We start from the raw sequence: 16,271 nt of genomic DNA on the forward strand, positions 1-16,271 counted from the left end.
CTCTTGTACTATTTCTTTTTATCTGTTTGGAAAACAGCCATAAACGCTTCTTGTGGTATTTCCACGTGTCCGACCTGTTTCATACGTTTTTTCCCTGCTTTTTGTTTTTCCAACAACTTTCGTTTTCGAGTCACATCTCCACCATAACATTTTGCAGTAACGTTTTTACGTAATGCTTTTACTGTTTGTCTGGCAATAATATGGCTTCCTAATGCGGCTTGGATAGCCACATCAAACATTTGTCGAGGAATTAAGTCACGCATTTTTTCAGCGATTAATTTACCACGACTATGTGCTGAAGAACGATGAACAATAACTGAAAGTGCATCTACACGTTCACTATTAATTAAAATGTCCATTTTAACTAAATCAGCTTCTTGAAACCGTAAAAAATTATAATCAAGTGATGCATATCCACGGCTAACTGATTTTAATCGATCAAAGAAGTCCGAAACCACTTCACTCATAGGAATATCATAAGTTACAGAAACTTGACGACCACTGTAAGTCATATTGACTTGTATCCCGCGTCGCTCAACACACAAGGTAATTATTGAACCCAGAAAATCCTGCGGTACCAGTATGTTTGCCCTTACAATAGGCTCATACATTTCTTTAATTTGTGGCAATGGAGGCAATAGAGAGGGATTATCAATCAGCATCGTCTCGCCTTTGTGGGTCAATATTTGATAAACCACAGTAGGCGCAGTGGAGATTAAGTCCAGGTTATATTCTCGTTCTAAACGCTCTTGTACGATTTCCATATGCAACATGCCCAAGAAGCCGCATCGAAAACCAAAACCCAATGCTTCTGAAGATTCAGGCTCATAAAATAAGGACGCATCATTTAAGCTTAATTTAGCTAAAGCTTCGCGGAATGCTTCGAAATCATCGGAACTGATAGGAAATAGACCTGCATAAACTTGGGGTTTCACACGTTGAAATCCAGGAAGTTGTTTATCCGCTGGAGTTTTTTCTAAAGTAAGTGTATCACCAACAGGAGCACCTTGAATTTCTTTTATTCCTGCTACCAAATACCCTACTTCGCCAGCATTTAATACATCCAGTCTCGTGCGCTTAGGAGTGAATATGCCTACTTGGTCGACTTCGTAGGAACGTCCAGTAGACATTACTCTCATCTTATCCCCTTTACGGATTGAGCCATTAACAATACGTACTAAGGAAACAACACCAAGATAGCTATCAAACCATGAATCAATAATTAAAGCTTGTAACGGTGCATTAATATCGCCTTCTGGTGGAGGAATACGCGTTACTAAAGCTTCAAGCACATCATCCACCCCTAAACCACTTTTAGCACTAACTCTTATTGCATCATGTGCATCAAGACCAATGATGTCTTCGATTTCTGAGATAACGCGTTCAGGTTCGGCTTGTGGTAAATCGATTTTGTTAAGGACCGGCAAAACTGATAATGATTGATCAATCGCGGTGTAACAAACAGCAACCGTCTGAGCTTCTACACCCTGTGCTGCGTCAACAACAAGTATCGCACCCTCACAGGCAGCTAAAGAGCGGGATACTTCATAACTGAAATCCACATGTCCAGGAGTATCAATAAAATTCAAGAGATAGTTTTTACCGTCTTTAGCCGTGTAATTCAGAGAAACACACTGTGCTTTAATCGTGATGCCTCGCTCTCGTTCTATATCCATAGAGTCAAGTACTTGAGCACTCATTTCACGTTCGGATAAACCACCACAAATTTGGATAAATCGATCTGCCAAAGTAGATTTACCATGATCAATATGGGCAATAATTGAAAAATTACGAATTCGCTTTAAATCACTCAACTGAAATAACCTTTTTGCAAATAGCGCATTCTAGCTTAAATATGCGCGACCTTAAAGTATTTGCTAATATAGTGCATTTTTAATAAAATTTATCATTTCATTTTTATTAGGATGCGCTATGCGACGAAAACCAAGTTTGGGGTTCATGGCAATAATATTGCTAATTTTTTCATTCTCAACTTATTCAGATACCGCATTTACTAAAAGAAAAGATGTACAGCTTTTTATTAAAAGTATGGTCAAAGAGCACCACTTTACTGCTAAAGAGCTTACAGCAATAATGAATCAAGTCGTCATCCAGCCTGATATTATTGAATCCATGGAAAAACCTTATGAGAAGAAAAACTGGGATGTTTACAGAGATTTGTTTCTCACCCCAGCACGTTTAAAAGGTGGATTGGACTATTGGGTTGCTAATAGAGAAGCTTTAGATAGAGCACAAAAAAAATATGGTGTTCCACCAGAGATTATTATTGCAATTCTCGGCGTAGAAACACTATATGGAGAACGACAAGGAGATCATCGGGTTTTAGATGCTTTGGCTACCTTGGCGTTCAACTACCCCAAACGCTCGCCCTACTTCACTAAAGAATTAAAAGAGTATCTGCTTTTATGTCGTGAGCATGGAGTTCCTGCAACTCAATATAAGGGCTCTTATGCGGGAGCTATAGGGCAACCCCAATTTATGCCAAGCAGTTACCGTAATTTTGCTGTTGATTTTAATAACACAGGCAAGCGCGATCTCGTTTCTAATAATGCGGATTCTATAGGGAGCATCGCGAATTACTTCCACCAACATGGTTGGAAAACCAATGATGGGGTAGCGCAGAATGCTAAATTGGTGGGTTCACTGCATAAACGTATTCAAATGAATCCTAAAAGACCCAATTATTACTATTCACAGCTCCTTGCGCATGGAGTCAAACCAATAACCGCCGCGCATAACCACCCCTCTCGCGCAGCATTGATTGAATTGGTTACTGCAAAAGGAAATGAATATTGGATAGCTTATCCTAACTTCTTTGTTATAACCCGATACAATTCCAGTCCTCAATATGCGCTAGTAGTTTATCTTTTAGCACAACAATTGAAGCAGCAGTGGACCGCAATGAATAAAAAAAAACTTAGAGCATATGCTTAGGAATGGATACTCTTTTTCTCTTTACTAAACATCTTGATGAAACCGGATGTTTTTGTCTTCAATTAAATGAAGGTGGGACATTAACTCTCCCACCCTCACAACGGAGTTTTGCAGAAATTAAATCATTGCAAACGGATTGCAGAACTTTAGTGATCGAAACTTGTGAACAAGTTAGTCTTCTTGATCTGGAGTTTTCATGGCTTCCTGAAAGAAAAGCAAGAGCCGCAATTCCTTATGCTTTGGAAGAAAAGGTAGCACAACCCGTAGATGAGCTTCATTTCGCTTTCGATAAAGCTAGGTATCAAAACAACCACTATCTTGTTACTGTCATAGGAAAACAGCGAATTCGATATCTGATGGAATTATTCAATCAACAAAATATTGAATTTTTTGCAATTACTGTAGATTGGTTTGCCTTGGAACCCCAGGAACTATGTATCAATGAAACCACTTTACTCATCAATACAGATGACTTCAAAGGTGCACTTTCTGGAGAGTTAGCTAATATCTATCTAAAAAGCCATCCACAATACCAACCCTTACTTTTTACAGACAGCGCAATGCAAGTTGATACATCATCTGCAATAAACCAGGAATCATCGTATACCTGGATTGCTCAACGGATATTAAAAGTCAAATTGATGAATCTCTGCCAAGGAGAAATGCAACACGGGAATAAAAGTGATTTAATTAAAAAAGGCTATCAGCTAGTCGGCCTCCTTTTTTGTATCTGGTTAATTTCCCTACTTGTTGTAAATGGAATCAAGTTGCATCTCTTAAATAAAGAAACTCAGAAAATTGATGAGCAAATTGCAGTGATCTATCATGAGTTTTTTCCCGATGCCAAACAAATTATTAGTCCTAAATTTCGCATCACCCAGCTTTTAAAAAATAGTAACACAGAGGAACAAAATCGTTTTTGGTTTTTACTCAATCAATTAGCTAAAGTAATGAAGAATGATCGTAATACTGTAGAGCAATTGCGATATCAAAACAAAACCTTATCTGTAACTATAATAAGCATGGATTTCGCCAGTTTAGAAGAGTTGGAAAATGAATTAAAAAAACTGCAACTCAAAGTAAAACAAACTCAAGCATCAACTCGCGAACAACAAGTCGCCGCCACCTTGGAGTTAATGTGAAAGCTTATTTAAGTACGCTTAACGAAAGGGAGAAATGGATGCTAATTGGAGCAACACTTTGTCTTTTGCTCTATATTTATTATTTATTATTATATAGCCCATTGAGCCTGAAGGTCTCCCAAAAATCAACTCAGCTCGTAGAAAAAACTGCTACATTGGCATGGATGCAAAAAATAAAACAACAAAATCTACTCAAACAAACAAAGAAACAATCAGTAGATAACAGTCAACTCTTGACGACGCTAGCGACCCAACTAAAAAATGATCCTACGCTGAAGTTTCCTTATCAATTACAACAAACTGGCTTAGGAGATATTCAACTCACGTTTGATGCCGTAGCTTTTAACTTATTTATTGCTTGGTTGGAAAAATTAAATCAACGTTACGCAATTACAGTGAAGCAGTTTGAAGCAGACCGCTCAAAAACCCCAGGCGTAACTCGTTTAATGATTCTAATTAGTTCCGCTTCTAAAGCAACATAGCCTCAATTCACCCCAAATTAAGATATCTCCTAATTTGCGGTGAATTGTTCGTTTTATTGTTGTACATTACCCCAGTTAATTACTGTGGCATTACCCCTAATTTCAGGTGGTAACGTACTTAGGGCCTTTTGTGCTTCTTCCGCTGAACCGTAAGTTCCATACACACCCTTATAACGTGTTTTGCCATCACGCTCATATTTGATCTGAGCCATCCGATCTTTTTTGGGGGCTTTATAAAGGACTTGCGCTACTTGAGATGCCTTATCACCCTCTGTCAACTCAATAGTATACCCTTGTGGATTTTGGCTATTTACCCAATTCTGATCTCTATCCTTAAAAGAAACAGGAGAATGTAATTCACCAACATGATACGAATTGGGAACATTAACTTCACGTCTTTGTTGATACTTATAATCATAATTTACCATACGGTAGCTATTTATAGCATAGGGTTCAGTAATGTCCGTATATGAGTAAGCGGGATAGGAGAGATATTCACTATCCTTGGTACAAGAAGACATAATAAAAGCACACAGTACCATAAGTGCTAAGTTTATTTTCTTATCCATTGTTCTTCCCCTAGTTTATTGTTCTTATTATTAACTTCTTGATAACTGTATCTACATATTTAAAAAAAACTTTAGAAAATTGTGTTGTTAAAGAACAAATTTTGTCTTACAGTAATTATTTTTTCATTTCTACGGCCAAAAACTTATGTGGACACATCGACGTTCGGGACAAACTAATCAAAGAGGAAATCTGGATCATCGAGATCCTTATGAACGAGATCGAACCCGAGTGATTCACTGTCCTGCATTCAGACGACTGCAAAGAAAAACACAAATTTTAGGAACTGACGAAGGAGATTTTCATCGAACTCGATTAACCCATTCTCTGGAAGTGGATTCTATAGGACGAAGTATTGTCCACAATCTCTTGATGAATCAAGAAAAGCAGATTAGCCTAGCTGGCTTGTTACCCAATGATGATCTAATCTCCGTTATTTGTTTACTTCATGATATTGGTCATCCCCCTTTTGGTCATGGGGGTGAAGTAGCGCTAAATTATATGATGCGCGATTATGGTGGATTTGAAGCTAACGGCCAAACACTAAGATTGCTAACTAAAGTAGAAAGCAGCTATGGAACCTATGGTCTTGATTTAACCCGACGTGCACTGCTTGGCATTTTAAAATATCCAGTGAAGCGCTCTACGGTTGTTGCACCCAACCAAGCGCCAGTTCATGAATCCATCCATAAAACCATTAAGATTAATGATTGGCTACCGCCCAAAGCTTATTTTGATTGTGAACAACCCGAGATCGATTGGTTGCTATCGCCTTTTTCCAATAGTGATAAAGAATTATTTCAATCCCTGTCGCAAAAGCCTCAGGGCACAAAAACAGGAAAATCGGCCTATCATAGTTTTGATTGTTCTATTATGGACATCGCAGATGATATTGCTTATGGGGTTCATGATCTTGAAGATGCGATCCATTTACGTCTCATCAATCCCACACACCTAGATACGCTTGAATTTCGACAGTTATTAAACAATACAATGTTAGCCGGTCGTCAAAATCAATTAATTGAGTCTCTTTTTTCTGCAGATCTTTATTCAAGGAAACAAACCATCGGAGAAATGGTTAATTATTTTATAACTTCAACCCAAATCATAACCACGAATGAACAATTCGAAAATCATTTACTTAAATACAATTTAGCCCTTACTCCTGAAGCAAATGCACTTTTGAATTATTTAAAACAATGCATCTATAATAATGTCATCGATTCTCAAGAAGCCCGTACTTTTGAGTATGGAGGCCAAACCGTGGTGTTAAGACTCTTCGATGCCATCAGCTCCAATCCCGGTAGTTTATTAGACAATAAAAACAGAGTTTTGTTTAAACAAGCCGAAGATGAAACTACGGCTTATCGAATCGTTTGCGATTATCTGGCTAATATGACAGATGAGTATGCCTATAGGATGCATGAGCGCTTATTTGGATTTAACACAAGAACAATATTCGAAAGACTATGATCATTATCTATGGGGGTGGCGCATTCATTAAAGGTGAACAATACCTCTAGGAAAGCTTCAGGATGATTGGATAAAAGAAGAAACAATAGAATGATAAATATGGCGTCCCCAAGGGGGTTCGAACCCCTGTTACCGCCGTGAAAGGGCAGTGTCCTAGGCCGCTAGACGATGGGGACCTGGATCTTTATATTTTATACTTCTTACTACTAAACTACAACACCAATAATGGCGTCCCCAAGGGGGTTCGAACCCCTGTTACCGCCGTGAAAGGGCAGTGTCCTAGGCCGCTAGACGATGGGGACCTTGAACGTTTTCCCCATCAACATCAATGATGTTGATGGTGGAGCTAGGCGGGATCGAACCGCCGACCTCTTGCATGCCATGCAAGCGCTCTCCCAGCTGAGCTATAACCCCAAAATTAGGTTCGCAGTTTAATGAGCTCCCCAAGATCTGTCAAGTAAATTTTTGCACTTTTCCTAAAGAAGTTAATTTTGTAATCGAAAAACCAAGAATAAACTTTTTAAACGCCTTATTAACAGAAAAATCAATAGATGTGATAGCAACGAAGGAATAAAAACACGAACTATGGGTGCAAAATTAATCCTCAAAAAAATACTCATTAAAGCTCAACCTTAAATGAATAATTTTTTTACATATAGCATTGTATATATTCTTTTTTTTCCAATATAATACGCTTCACCATTAGCGAAATAAAAAAATATTCATTACATCTTTAACGCTTAATCTCCTGTTAATAATAGCAATGTATTCTTTTATTTCTTTTGATTCTGGGAGTTTTTGCTGTGCCACAATATTCAGAAAACAAATACATTCAGTCCCTACTAGAAAATCTAATAAGTTCATATGAAACTGAAATAAACTATACTCCCTTAGAAATAGAACTTGATTCAAAACAATTCACTGAAAAAGATATTGACGCCCTCCTCAACTTTATTAACGATGATCGTAAACGCCTCTTTATTTTTAAAATTCCAGAAAACCAACAGGCATCAAATCGACTTGGACTTATTGCACGTCGAATAATATTAAATAAAACTGCAGAAACCTTACTTAAAAATACATCCAACGAACCCAAAATCAACCCTTTAAAGTACGCATTAAGTTCTAGCTCTCCTGCGGTGCGTGCGCGCATCCAAATTCAAAAAAGCATTCTTTTACCTAAACCCCCAAGTATCCAGAAAGTCATTCACCTCGAACAGAGTGAACATGTAGGAGGCCCCGACCTCAATCTTGTTCCAATTGAATCAACTGAGATTCCTGAATTAATCAAACAACTCAAAGCTTTAGGGATTGATAATCTGCAAGAATCAGCACTCCCCTTAATAAAAGAACATATTTACGCGTTTAGTGACGGTATCATTCCTGGAAATCTTCCTAAAGGATTTTATATAAACAAAGATAAAAAAGCGCTTTGTTATACGGATGCACCAAGAAAACTACCCTCTGGTTTAGCCCCTGTACTCAAAAAACAAGAATTGTTAACCTTACCCTCAATTGAGGAGGCAACGGCACTGTTGCCCCATCTTCCACAAAATACTCTTTCTCTACTTTTGAGATCTAAGTTCTCATTAGCCAAAAAAAATATGCTTCTAAGTCTTACTCCTGCATATGAAAATGAAATTAAAACGTTTTTAATGGAGCTGTATAAATCAAATGGCTCTCTCTCCCCTAAACAACACGATGAATTCATCGTTCCTCTCCTTTGTAAGCAATATATACTTGGAGGTGAAGCACATACTGTTTTATTGGTCAGACTGCTAAATACTTGTTTAAATAAAAAAATAGATCTTGAGTTTCTTAAAAATCCTGAAGTACAAAATTCACTTTTGAGTACGCGTGGAATTAAAAACCTACAAAAATTAACCCAGCTTCCATCAGAACAAAAAGAATGGTGGAATACACTGGTTCGGTCGCATTTAGAGTTTGATAAAAGCAGTTTTGATTTTAATACCTTTTTTGATGCTTATACTCAAATCATTATTCCCCGGATCGCTGAAAAAAATCTTACGCTTCCCAATCCGTGTCCGATTCATCATAAGGGACATTTCCTCGTTACATTAAATAGGGTATTGGATGTAATCGAACATGCAAAAAATCCGCAGGAACAGTGTCTTTCTTTATCGGATCTTAATTGGGGAGCAACAGGTGTACATTATGCCATGTTGCAAAAACCAGCTTCAGAGCAATTTAGGCAAGTTGCTGCGTGTATGCAGCTTGAAAACCCTGAAGATACAATCACAGATCCCCTACTCGTTTATCAAAGAATTACCACGGAACCCTATGAGCTTACTCCCTGGCTATTTCGATACATGGGTCAGCATTGGAAAGCTGAAATTAGATTAGCCGACATTCAGGAACAACTTCGTGAAATTGAAAAACTTACTTCATGGACTTCCGCCCAGAAGAATCAATTAACATTTATTTTGGCCTGTACTTTTGCAAATGATGCGGCTTTGGATCCTGCGCAATGGAAAGAAACTTTAATTCATTGTATCCATTCATTACAAGGTCTGGAAGAAAACGAGCGTACTCATTTATTGCAAGGATTCTCTCGATGCTTTTTATTCAAACCTCAACCTTCATTGATGCAAATTAAAACATTAATGAAACAATGTCGGGAGTTTAAAACTGAATTTCCTGATAAAGACCTCAACGTTGATTTCATTGTTCCCCTGGTTTCATTTCTGGAAAATGAAGGGTTTGAATTACTCAATACACTGCAAGAACGTATTCAAAAAACTGCTCCAGCCGAAATCGATAAATTTTCTCTATCTGTTACTGCTGCATTTACAGCGATGTTGCAAAAAAATCGTCAGAACTTCTCTACGGAGATCATTAAATTGCTCGCAAAGCTCAATGAACCTGATTTAAATCAGGAAAGTCTTGAGCGGTTATTAGGAGCAATTCAAAGCATAAAAGATAAGAAAGGCGAGCTCTTTCAACACGTTATATTAAGTACTTTAAGTCAAATTAATCTTTCAAAGTCACAAACTTTACCGAAAGCAGAACAAATTCAACTCCTGCTCCAGGGACTTGCGGATTCAGCAGAGACAATCCCTGCTGAGTGCAAAACTTTAGAAAAACAGGAAGCATGGTTAAAAGCGCTCATCATTGAAAAAAATCCTTTTCCGGGTTGTGTGCTGGGTAATGGAGATATTTCTAAGCTCGATGATTTAATTGTTGATGCCCTAGTTGAAGCAATTAAAAAAAGAAGTGCTGTATTCAAAATTGATGTCCTCAAAAAGGCATTACAAAAAAACCTAGACAATTTAATTGTTCCTAAGCAATTACGTGATCAACTGAATAGAGAATTAATACCCCTATTTGATGCAGTTGAGGACTTAGTTAATCTATTACAAAGCCCCAATCCCAAATTTTCTGAAGTGATCGAAAAACTTCGATTTTTCGAAGAAAAAAAACCCCTCTTACTTGAAGGAATGTATAGTCTTCTCATTGGAGAGACTAAAGGGGAATATATTTTAAGTTTCCTACTAACTGGAAAAAGAAAAGCTACCGATCAAACAACTAACAAAACGTTTGCTACTGTTTTAGGTCAAGTACATAACCTGTTTCTTTCACAAATGAGACCTTTTTTTGACAATCCTTTGAATAAGCAAATTGTCAAAGATTTGGATTTGAATACTTGCCTATCGTGGATGGCCGCTTTTAATGAGACACATTCTTTGACATTCTTCTTCAAAGAGGAACTGATTCAGAAAAAAGTACTACCTGCCCTGAAAAAAACCTTACAACAATTAAATACTCAAGATTCTGAATTTGAAAAAAGCATTCTTGAGGAAGCGGCTTTAATCGATGAAAATGCTCCCGCAGATCAAGCATTAGAAGGTTATAAAAACAAAATTGAGTCATTAGCTAATTATCTCAACTTACTCATAGAGATCAATGATCGACTTCCTCAACAATTTATTAAAATTTACAAACAACTTAATACAGGAAGCTTAGCTCGTTTAAATTATCACCAAAAACATACCTTAGTTAATAAATTAATTAGTGACAGTTCGGAGAAACTGGATCTTTATTTGAAATTAACAACCCAAACTCTAGATGAACATCCTAATGCGGATAATATTTCCATTGGACGCGCTGTTGATGGTCTAGTTGAGCTTTTTGATTTACCGGATCTTGATCCCGAAACTCAAACCATGTTTTTCAAAATGAGCATGGCTCATAACTTGAAAAGTACTACAGCCTTCCCACTTGCAGCATTAAATAAATTCAAGAAATCAGATCTTTCAGAAGAGACCAAATCATTAATTATCAAACAAATTATTCAAATTTTAGTTGGGCTATCGACTACGGAATCGGGACTCATCCCAGAATTGGTTGAAAAGACTCAATTATTTTTAACTCATAATATCAATCAACATGAACTTTGTATTGCACTACTCAATAGAATCTCTCAGGATAATGCTACACAAAATATGAGCACTTATCCTCATATTCTCGAACAATTAGCTGAAATCAATCCAGAGGAGAAGAGAGCAAAAGTAGCTACAATTTTGACTGGTTTAGCTAAAAATAAAAAAGACTCCACCGTAACTCTAGTTTCTTTGTTAGAAATCACTAAGGGATTAAAACGGCGTTTGTCTGCTGATGTCGATCAGGTCCTTAAATTATTCAGTACACCTCCTTACCCCAATGCACAGAGTCTCAACGCTGCATTACTTGCGCACGACTCTGAAAAAATTAACGCCTATTACCTGAGCTTTGACACGAATCCTTTTGCTAAACCGGGAGAAAAAAGAGATTTAGTAAAACAGTTTGCAACCGATCGAATAAAAGATGCCTTAACTAATCTACAAGATTTGCTTCATGAAGAAGATTTACCTCACGCATTGCAAATGAAGCTTGCAAGACAATTAACGTTCATAGAAACTTTAGGTTATACCGATCCCCTAAATCCTGGTGATTTTACCGGCCTAAAAGGGTTAACTGCTTGCTCGCGTCATGACTTAAAAGTACAAGCCGAACGTCTACTTCAACAACTGCGTTCGCAAAGGATAGGCCCCAAAGATCGAGAGATAGCTCATTTAGAACTTTTAGCGTATTTAAGAGAAATCTATTTCCGCACCACGGGGATATTTCCTAACACCACACAAATGCTGGTCCTATTGCTTGCATTAGAAGATCCATCCTCAAATTTATTAATGCGTATTAAAACGGGAGAAGGAAAAAGCATAAATACTCCGATGCTTTCTGTTATACAATGGGCCCAAGGAGGTACGGTGGTTCAATGGACAGCAAACCCGACTCTACTGATTCGAGACTATGAAAACAGCTGCGAACCTTTTTTTAATTTTTTGAAAATTAAGTCCGCACTAATACAAAGTAATAGCCCTATCGAACGATTCATCCCTAATGGGATTAACTGTTCTACAGTTGAGGACATGGCCAGCTTTCACCTAGCTGCAAAAATGGAAGGAACAGAAAAATTACTTGAAACCGATGGTCCAGTCCACATTGTTTTAGATGAATGTGACGACGCACTTTTGGATCAAGTAACGCTTTATAAACTCGTTGCAGAAGTCGAGGATGCTAATGCAAACAATCCCGCACAATGGATTTATCCCCTTGCATACCAATTCATTAATCTTCCGGGATTTCGTAAACTCAACCCTGCCTGGGATGAAGATGAAGATTTGGACCAATTCAGACTCTTTCTCAATAAGCAAATTAATGAACAATTTAACGGCGATGTTGAAAAGCAAAATTATTTGATGGCATCGAGTAACACCCAATTGAAACAATGGATTCATGCCAGTTGTATCGCAGCAACTCTGGTTGAAAACAAGCATTTCATCATGCAACCGCTCAAAGAAAAGAATGAGGCTGGGCACGAAATTACGAAAAAAATTGCCTGCATTCCTTTAATTCGCAGTACTCCCAAGACTGGCTCAATTTTTACCGAGTCAGTTCAACAAGCGCTAGAAGCACGGCTTAAAGCAGAACGAAAAGATGAAGCCCAATATATTTGCATTGATGCTGTTCCTTCGGTACTTGGCAGTCAATCTGCACGAGGGTTAATCAAATTCTTCCAAAAAACTTTAGGCCGCCTCCTTGGAATCTCGGCCACTCCGGGAGATAAAACGGAACTGGAGAGTTTGGCTACATCAGTGGGAACTCAAGCAATCAGTGTGGCGCCCTATGCAGGCGATAAACGTATAAACCATCCTCCAATATTTACCTTCAATCGGGATGAGACCGTCAAGGCAATACATGAAACGTTTAAAAAAATTAAGCGCCCTGTCACAAAGCCAACTATGGAAATTAATCCTGATGAAACAATTCTTCCCTATGATGAAACCTTAATTTTACAAAGAAAAAATGCTATTGAAAAATGGAGTCACACACAAACCCAACCTATCCTTATCGTAAATGAAGATTTTGATGAAGCCCAAGCTATTGGTACCAGTTTAAAAATCTATGAGGAGCAAGGGTTTAAAGTTCAAATTATTACCGGGAAAGAATCCGCGGCAGAGTTAGACAAAATCATCAAGCAAGCAGGTCAAGCGAATACTATCACGGTAGGCACTGCAATGCTTGCAAAAGGCATCGACATTAACACAGGCGATCATCCTAAAGGTTTATTTGTAATACAAACTTATCCTGACACTGAACGAATGACCACCCAAATCGCTGGTCGCGCTGCACGTAATGGAAAACCTGGAGAATGGCTGCCAATTTACCAAGTAAAAGCTCCCAAGGATTTACTTAATAAGTTTTTCTATTATGTGTTCCCCTGGACCCGCCAACGTATTAATGAAAATACTATTGAAGAAGTGAGAGATAAACTCAAGCTACAAGCGACGGTCGATAGAACCTACACTCAGGCAATTGATGAGGCCCAACAAATTTTGATGCTGCAAATTGAAGCATGGGAAAGCTTGCTTCTCGAGATCTATCCTAATGATCCTAAAATGAAATATGAGCTTTATCAATGGCGTGAAATGCTGCTGAGTGAATTAACTCGATCCCAAGACGCAGCTGTATCTGAAACTTCCTTGTATGAAAGTATAACTCAGTTTAAAAAATCAGCGTCCAAATTTTGGGAGGCTGCACGCGAAGAACAATGGGCAGCTAAAGCTGCAAAAGCTCCTATGACGAATGAACAGGCTCTAAGATTTAAGTATTTGAAAGAATTAGATTTTGTTCAAGAATTGAACATTCAAACAAAGCTGCAACAAAAAGGCAAACAGTTCACTGCAGCAACAAAAGCATTAATGTACCAGAACCTTGAAACCGTGATTGCTGATAAAGCAGGGGCTGTTTTGGAGTATACAAATCCTTCTGAACAGATAAGAAAAAGTCTTGAATTGGCTCAAAGCAAACAAATTTTACCTAATTTAATTGGAGAGTTTTGCTCTATATGTCCCAATGCGATCAAAATATTTTTCCCTAAAAATTCGCCACAAAATTCTTCCTATATACCCGAAATAGTTAGAAATGTGATTGACAACCTCATAGAACAAAAAAACAAAGTGCTACATGGTGATGAGCAACAAGAAGTTTCTGAAAGTATCATCCAGTTTTATCAAAAGAAACTAAAAGATGCGGACAGTAAACAAATTCGGGAATTATTGGCTAAAATGAAACCTTTAATTCTAAATCGTTGCGCTGAAATTACAAAATTTTCACTGGTAGAACAATTTAAAATGCAGGGGTTGATCCTTTCATTTTCAGCTCTTTATCGAAATTTGGAGTTGCCTGAAGATGCAGATTTAAATAATCTGCAAAGAAGTTATGATGCAGAAATCATGAAAAAACTGGCAGAATATTTACGCAATGAATTTGCATGGATAAACGAAAAACCAGCTCCTTTTCATGCGATTTTTGAACGCACTGAAGCCAAGAAAGCAGCATTGGATATTTTTAACTTGGCTGGTAATCTAATCAATTCACCTCAAGATCCAGATCTAATCGGTGAACTGTATAAAGCGCTTCAACAACATAAAGTCATTTTAAAAAATAAATATTTATTTTCAATAAGTCACTCATCTCCTCGAAAAGTAATTAATGATGCACTTGATGCGATTGACTCATTAAATAATGCCCCGCACTGTGATCTTGATTTTCGCCAAAATTGTCATGATAAAGTGGTTTCCGAGCATCAGATCGCTGTATTTCGTAATTTGTTAACAAAAATGTCCCCTTACTTTTTTAAAACTTCCGATCCTACCTGGAACCATTTGAAACAAACGCTGCTTCGTATCAGTGAACAGAGTAAAGATAATCCAAGTCATGTGATCCATGAATTATATGAAGCCACTGTCCGATTTAGCACATATAAAGCATATCAGCCTTACTTAACGCAATTGAGTTCTTTACAAAAGCAACTTACACGCTCCATAGAGGAGTTGGGTAAAAAGGATGGATTAAATCAAGATGTTCAGGAAAGTCTATTTAAACAGAAACAAGCTCGATTTGCTGAATTACTACAGGTGGACCCCGGAAAGTTGCACATTCAAAATGGAACTGATGGCATTCAGTCCTACATAGAACTTCAAGTAGAAGATATGCCCTACCGAAAGGAATTTACCGGGTATCAATCCTCCTTTTTAGCCCGCGTAGATTTAGAACGAAACAAACTGAAAGCGGCTAAGGAAACACTGGATAAAAATAAAGACTCTCTACTTAAACTTGATGATAAAGCGATTGAAGTGCTTCCTGAACAAAAACAGGTTGAATTTAAAAAACTAGCCCGATTAAAAGCTCTTTTAACATTGGATTGGAATAATTTAAATATCGATCATCATGAACTTCCTGATTTAATCCGCCAAAAAATGGAGTATGTCGATGAAATAAAACAGTGGAATTGGAAATTAAACCCTGTAGATCAAAATCGACTTAAGGTTATTTTTGGCAAAATACCTGATGAGCGCTTTTTTGTTCTTATCACCAAACAAGGTAGAATAGAGGAGGATCTGGGGGGGATACGCCGTAGAATACAAGATATTTCCGAAAAAATAACTGCCCAGGAAAAAGAGATTGAAAATATAGATAAAACGATTAAATCTGCAACAAATCGGATGAATGAAGCCAGCTGTTCTTACCTGGAAAGCGGGCAATTGATAGCAAAGAACCTAATAAACCAACGAGCTATTCGGCATATTAAAGCACAGATTGAATTACTGAATGAAACAAAAATTTCTATCCAAGAACAGGAACGAGACTGTCTGCATGCTTTAAAAGATCACAATGAACTATTGGACACCCACCGAGGGGAGCTTGTAAGAAGACTTCTGGAGCAAACCAAACTCGATCTTGCATCCTTCATTGATGATACGTCTCAAAAACAAGTTTCTTTGATAGAACAAGAGTTCATGGAAACTGAACCTGTTATCGAAAGGATTGAAAAAGAAGAACGTCAAAAAACCAAGTATCAAACGCTTCGATTCTTCAAAACAAGTGAATTGTTACGTTATGAGGCAAGCTTGGCTCAAGAGGAAGCTCAAATACTACTCCCTGATCAGCAAGAACAGGTTCAAAGTGCAGAAGTACTTGTCTATTAGTACTGAATAAATTGCCCGGCAGGACCGGGTTGCACCAACCAGGTTGTTTTTTTATACTCGAAATCATGGATTATTAGCGCAAACATTATGCTAAATTTATA

General features: G+C 37.6%; 7 protein-coding genes and 3 tRNA genes. 5 read left to right on the top strand and 5 right to left on the bottom strand.

The features are described from left to right. Positions 1 to 8 precede the first annotated feature (8 nt). Positions 9 to 1,814, bottom strand: a complete 1,806-nt coding sequence (gene lepA / locus HBNCFIEN_RS09825) for a translation elongation factor 4 (protein WP_182390922.1) — start codon at positions 1,812 to 1,814, stop codon at positions 9 to 11. A 118-nt stretch (positions 1,815 to 1,932) separates the two neighbouring features. Here lepA and mltB point away from each other — a divergent pair, with 118 nt between their 5' ends. From mltB to lspM, 3 genes are read left to right on the top strand one after another with little or no spacing between them, the layout of a single operon-like run. Further along, the gene (gene mltB / locus HBNCFIEN_RS09830; RefSeq protein ID WP_182390923.1) at positions 1,933 to 2,955 is read left to right on the top strand and encodes a lytic murein transglycosylase B; all 1,023 of its coding nucleotides are present in this window, start codon (positions 1,933 to 1,935) and stop codon (positions 2,953 to 2,955) included. Positions 2,956 to 2,957: 2 nt separating this feature from the next. Then, entirely contained in the window at positions 2,958 to 4,097 is a 1,140-nt protein-coding gene (gspL, locus tag HBNCFIEN_RS09835) for a type II secretion system protein GspL (protein ID WP_182390924.1), read from the top strand. Then, positions 4,094 to 4,579, top strand: coding sequence for a GspM family type II secretion system protein LspM (gene lspM, locus HBNCFIEN_RS09840; RefSeq protein WP_182390925.1), 486 nt, complete (start codon positions 4,094 to 4,096; stop codon positions 4,577 to 4,579). Before gspL ends, lspM begins: the two co-directional genes overlap by 4 nt. A 53-nt stretch (positions 4,580 to 4,632) precedes the next feature. Here the strand turns inward: lspM and HBNCFIEN_RS09845 are convergent, their stop codons facing one another. Continuing rightward, complete coding sequence (locus HBNCFIEN_RS09845) at positions 4,633 to 5,148, bottom strand: SPOR domain-containing protein (RefSeq protein ID WP_182390926.1); 516 nt, start codon at positions 5,146 to 5,148, stop codon at positions 4,633 to 4,635. A gap of 145 nt (positions 5,149 to 5,293) precedes the next feature. Here HBNCFIEN_RS09845 and HBNCFIEN_RS09850 point away from each other — a divergent pair, with 145 nt between their 5' ends. Next, on the top strand, positions 5,294 to 6,619 hold the full coding sequence (locus HBNCFIEN_RS09850; protein WP_182390927.1) for an anti-phage deoxyguanosine triphosphatase: 1,326 nt from the start codon (positions 5,294 to 5,296) through the stop codon (positions 6,617 to 6,619). 100 nt (positions 6,620 to 6,719) lie between these two features. Here HBNCFIEN_RS09850 and HBNCFIEN_RS09855 read toward each other — a convergent pair. The 3 genes from HBNCFIEN_RS09855 to HBNCFIEN_RS09865 form a co-directional block, all read right to left on the bottom strand. Further along, positions 6,720 to 6,795, bottom strand: a tRNA-Glu gene (locus tag HBNCFIEN_RS09855). Between the two features lie 50 nt (positions 6,796 to 6,845). Then, a tRNA-Glu gene (locus HBNCFIEN_RS09860) sits at positions 6,846 to 6,921 on the bottom strand. Positions 6,922 to 6,957: 36 nt separating this feature from the next. Further along, a tRNA-Ala gene (locus HBNCFIEN_RS09865) sits at positions 6,958 to 7,033 on the bottom strand. A gap of 389 nt (positions 7,034 to 7,422) precedes the next feature. Here HBNCFIEN_RS09865 and HBNCFIEN_RS09870 point away from each other — a divergent pair. Then, entirely contained in the window at positions 7,423 to 16,170 is an 8,748-nt protein-coding gene (locus HBNCFIEN_RS09870; protein ID WP_182390928.1) for a helicase-related protein, read from the top strand. Positions 16,171 to 16,271 lie beyond the last annotated feature (101 nt).

Origin of the sequence: Legionella sp. PC997 (assembly GCF_014109825.1) — a bacterium.
Taxonomy (GTDB): domain Bacteria; phylum Pseudomonadota; class Gammaproteobacteria; order Legionellales; family Legionellaceae; genus Legionella.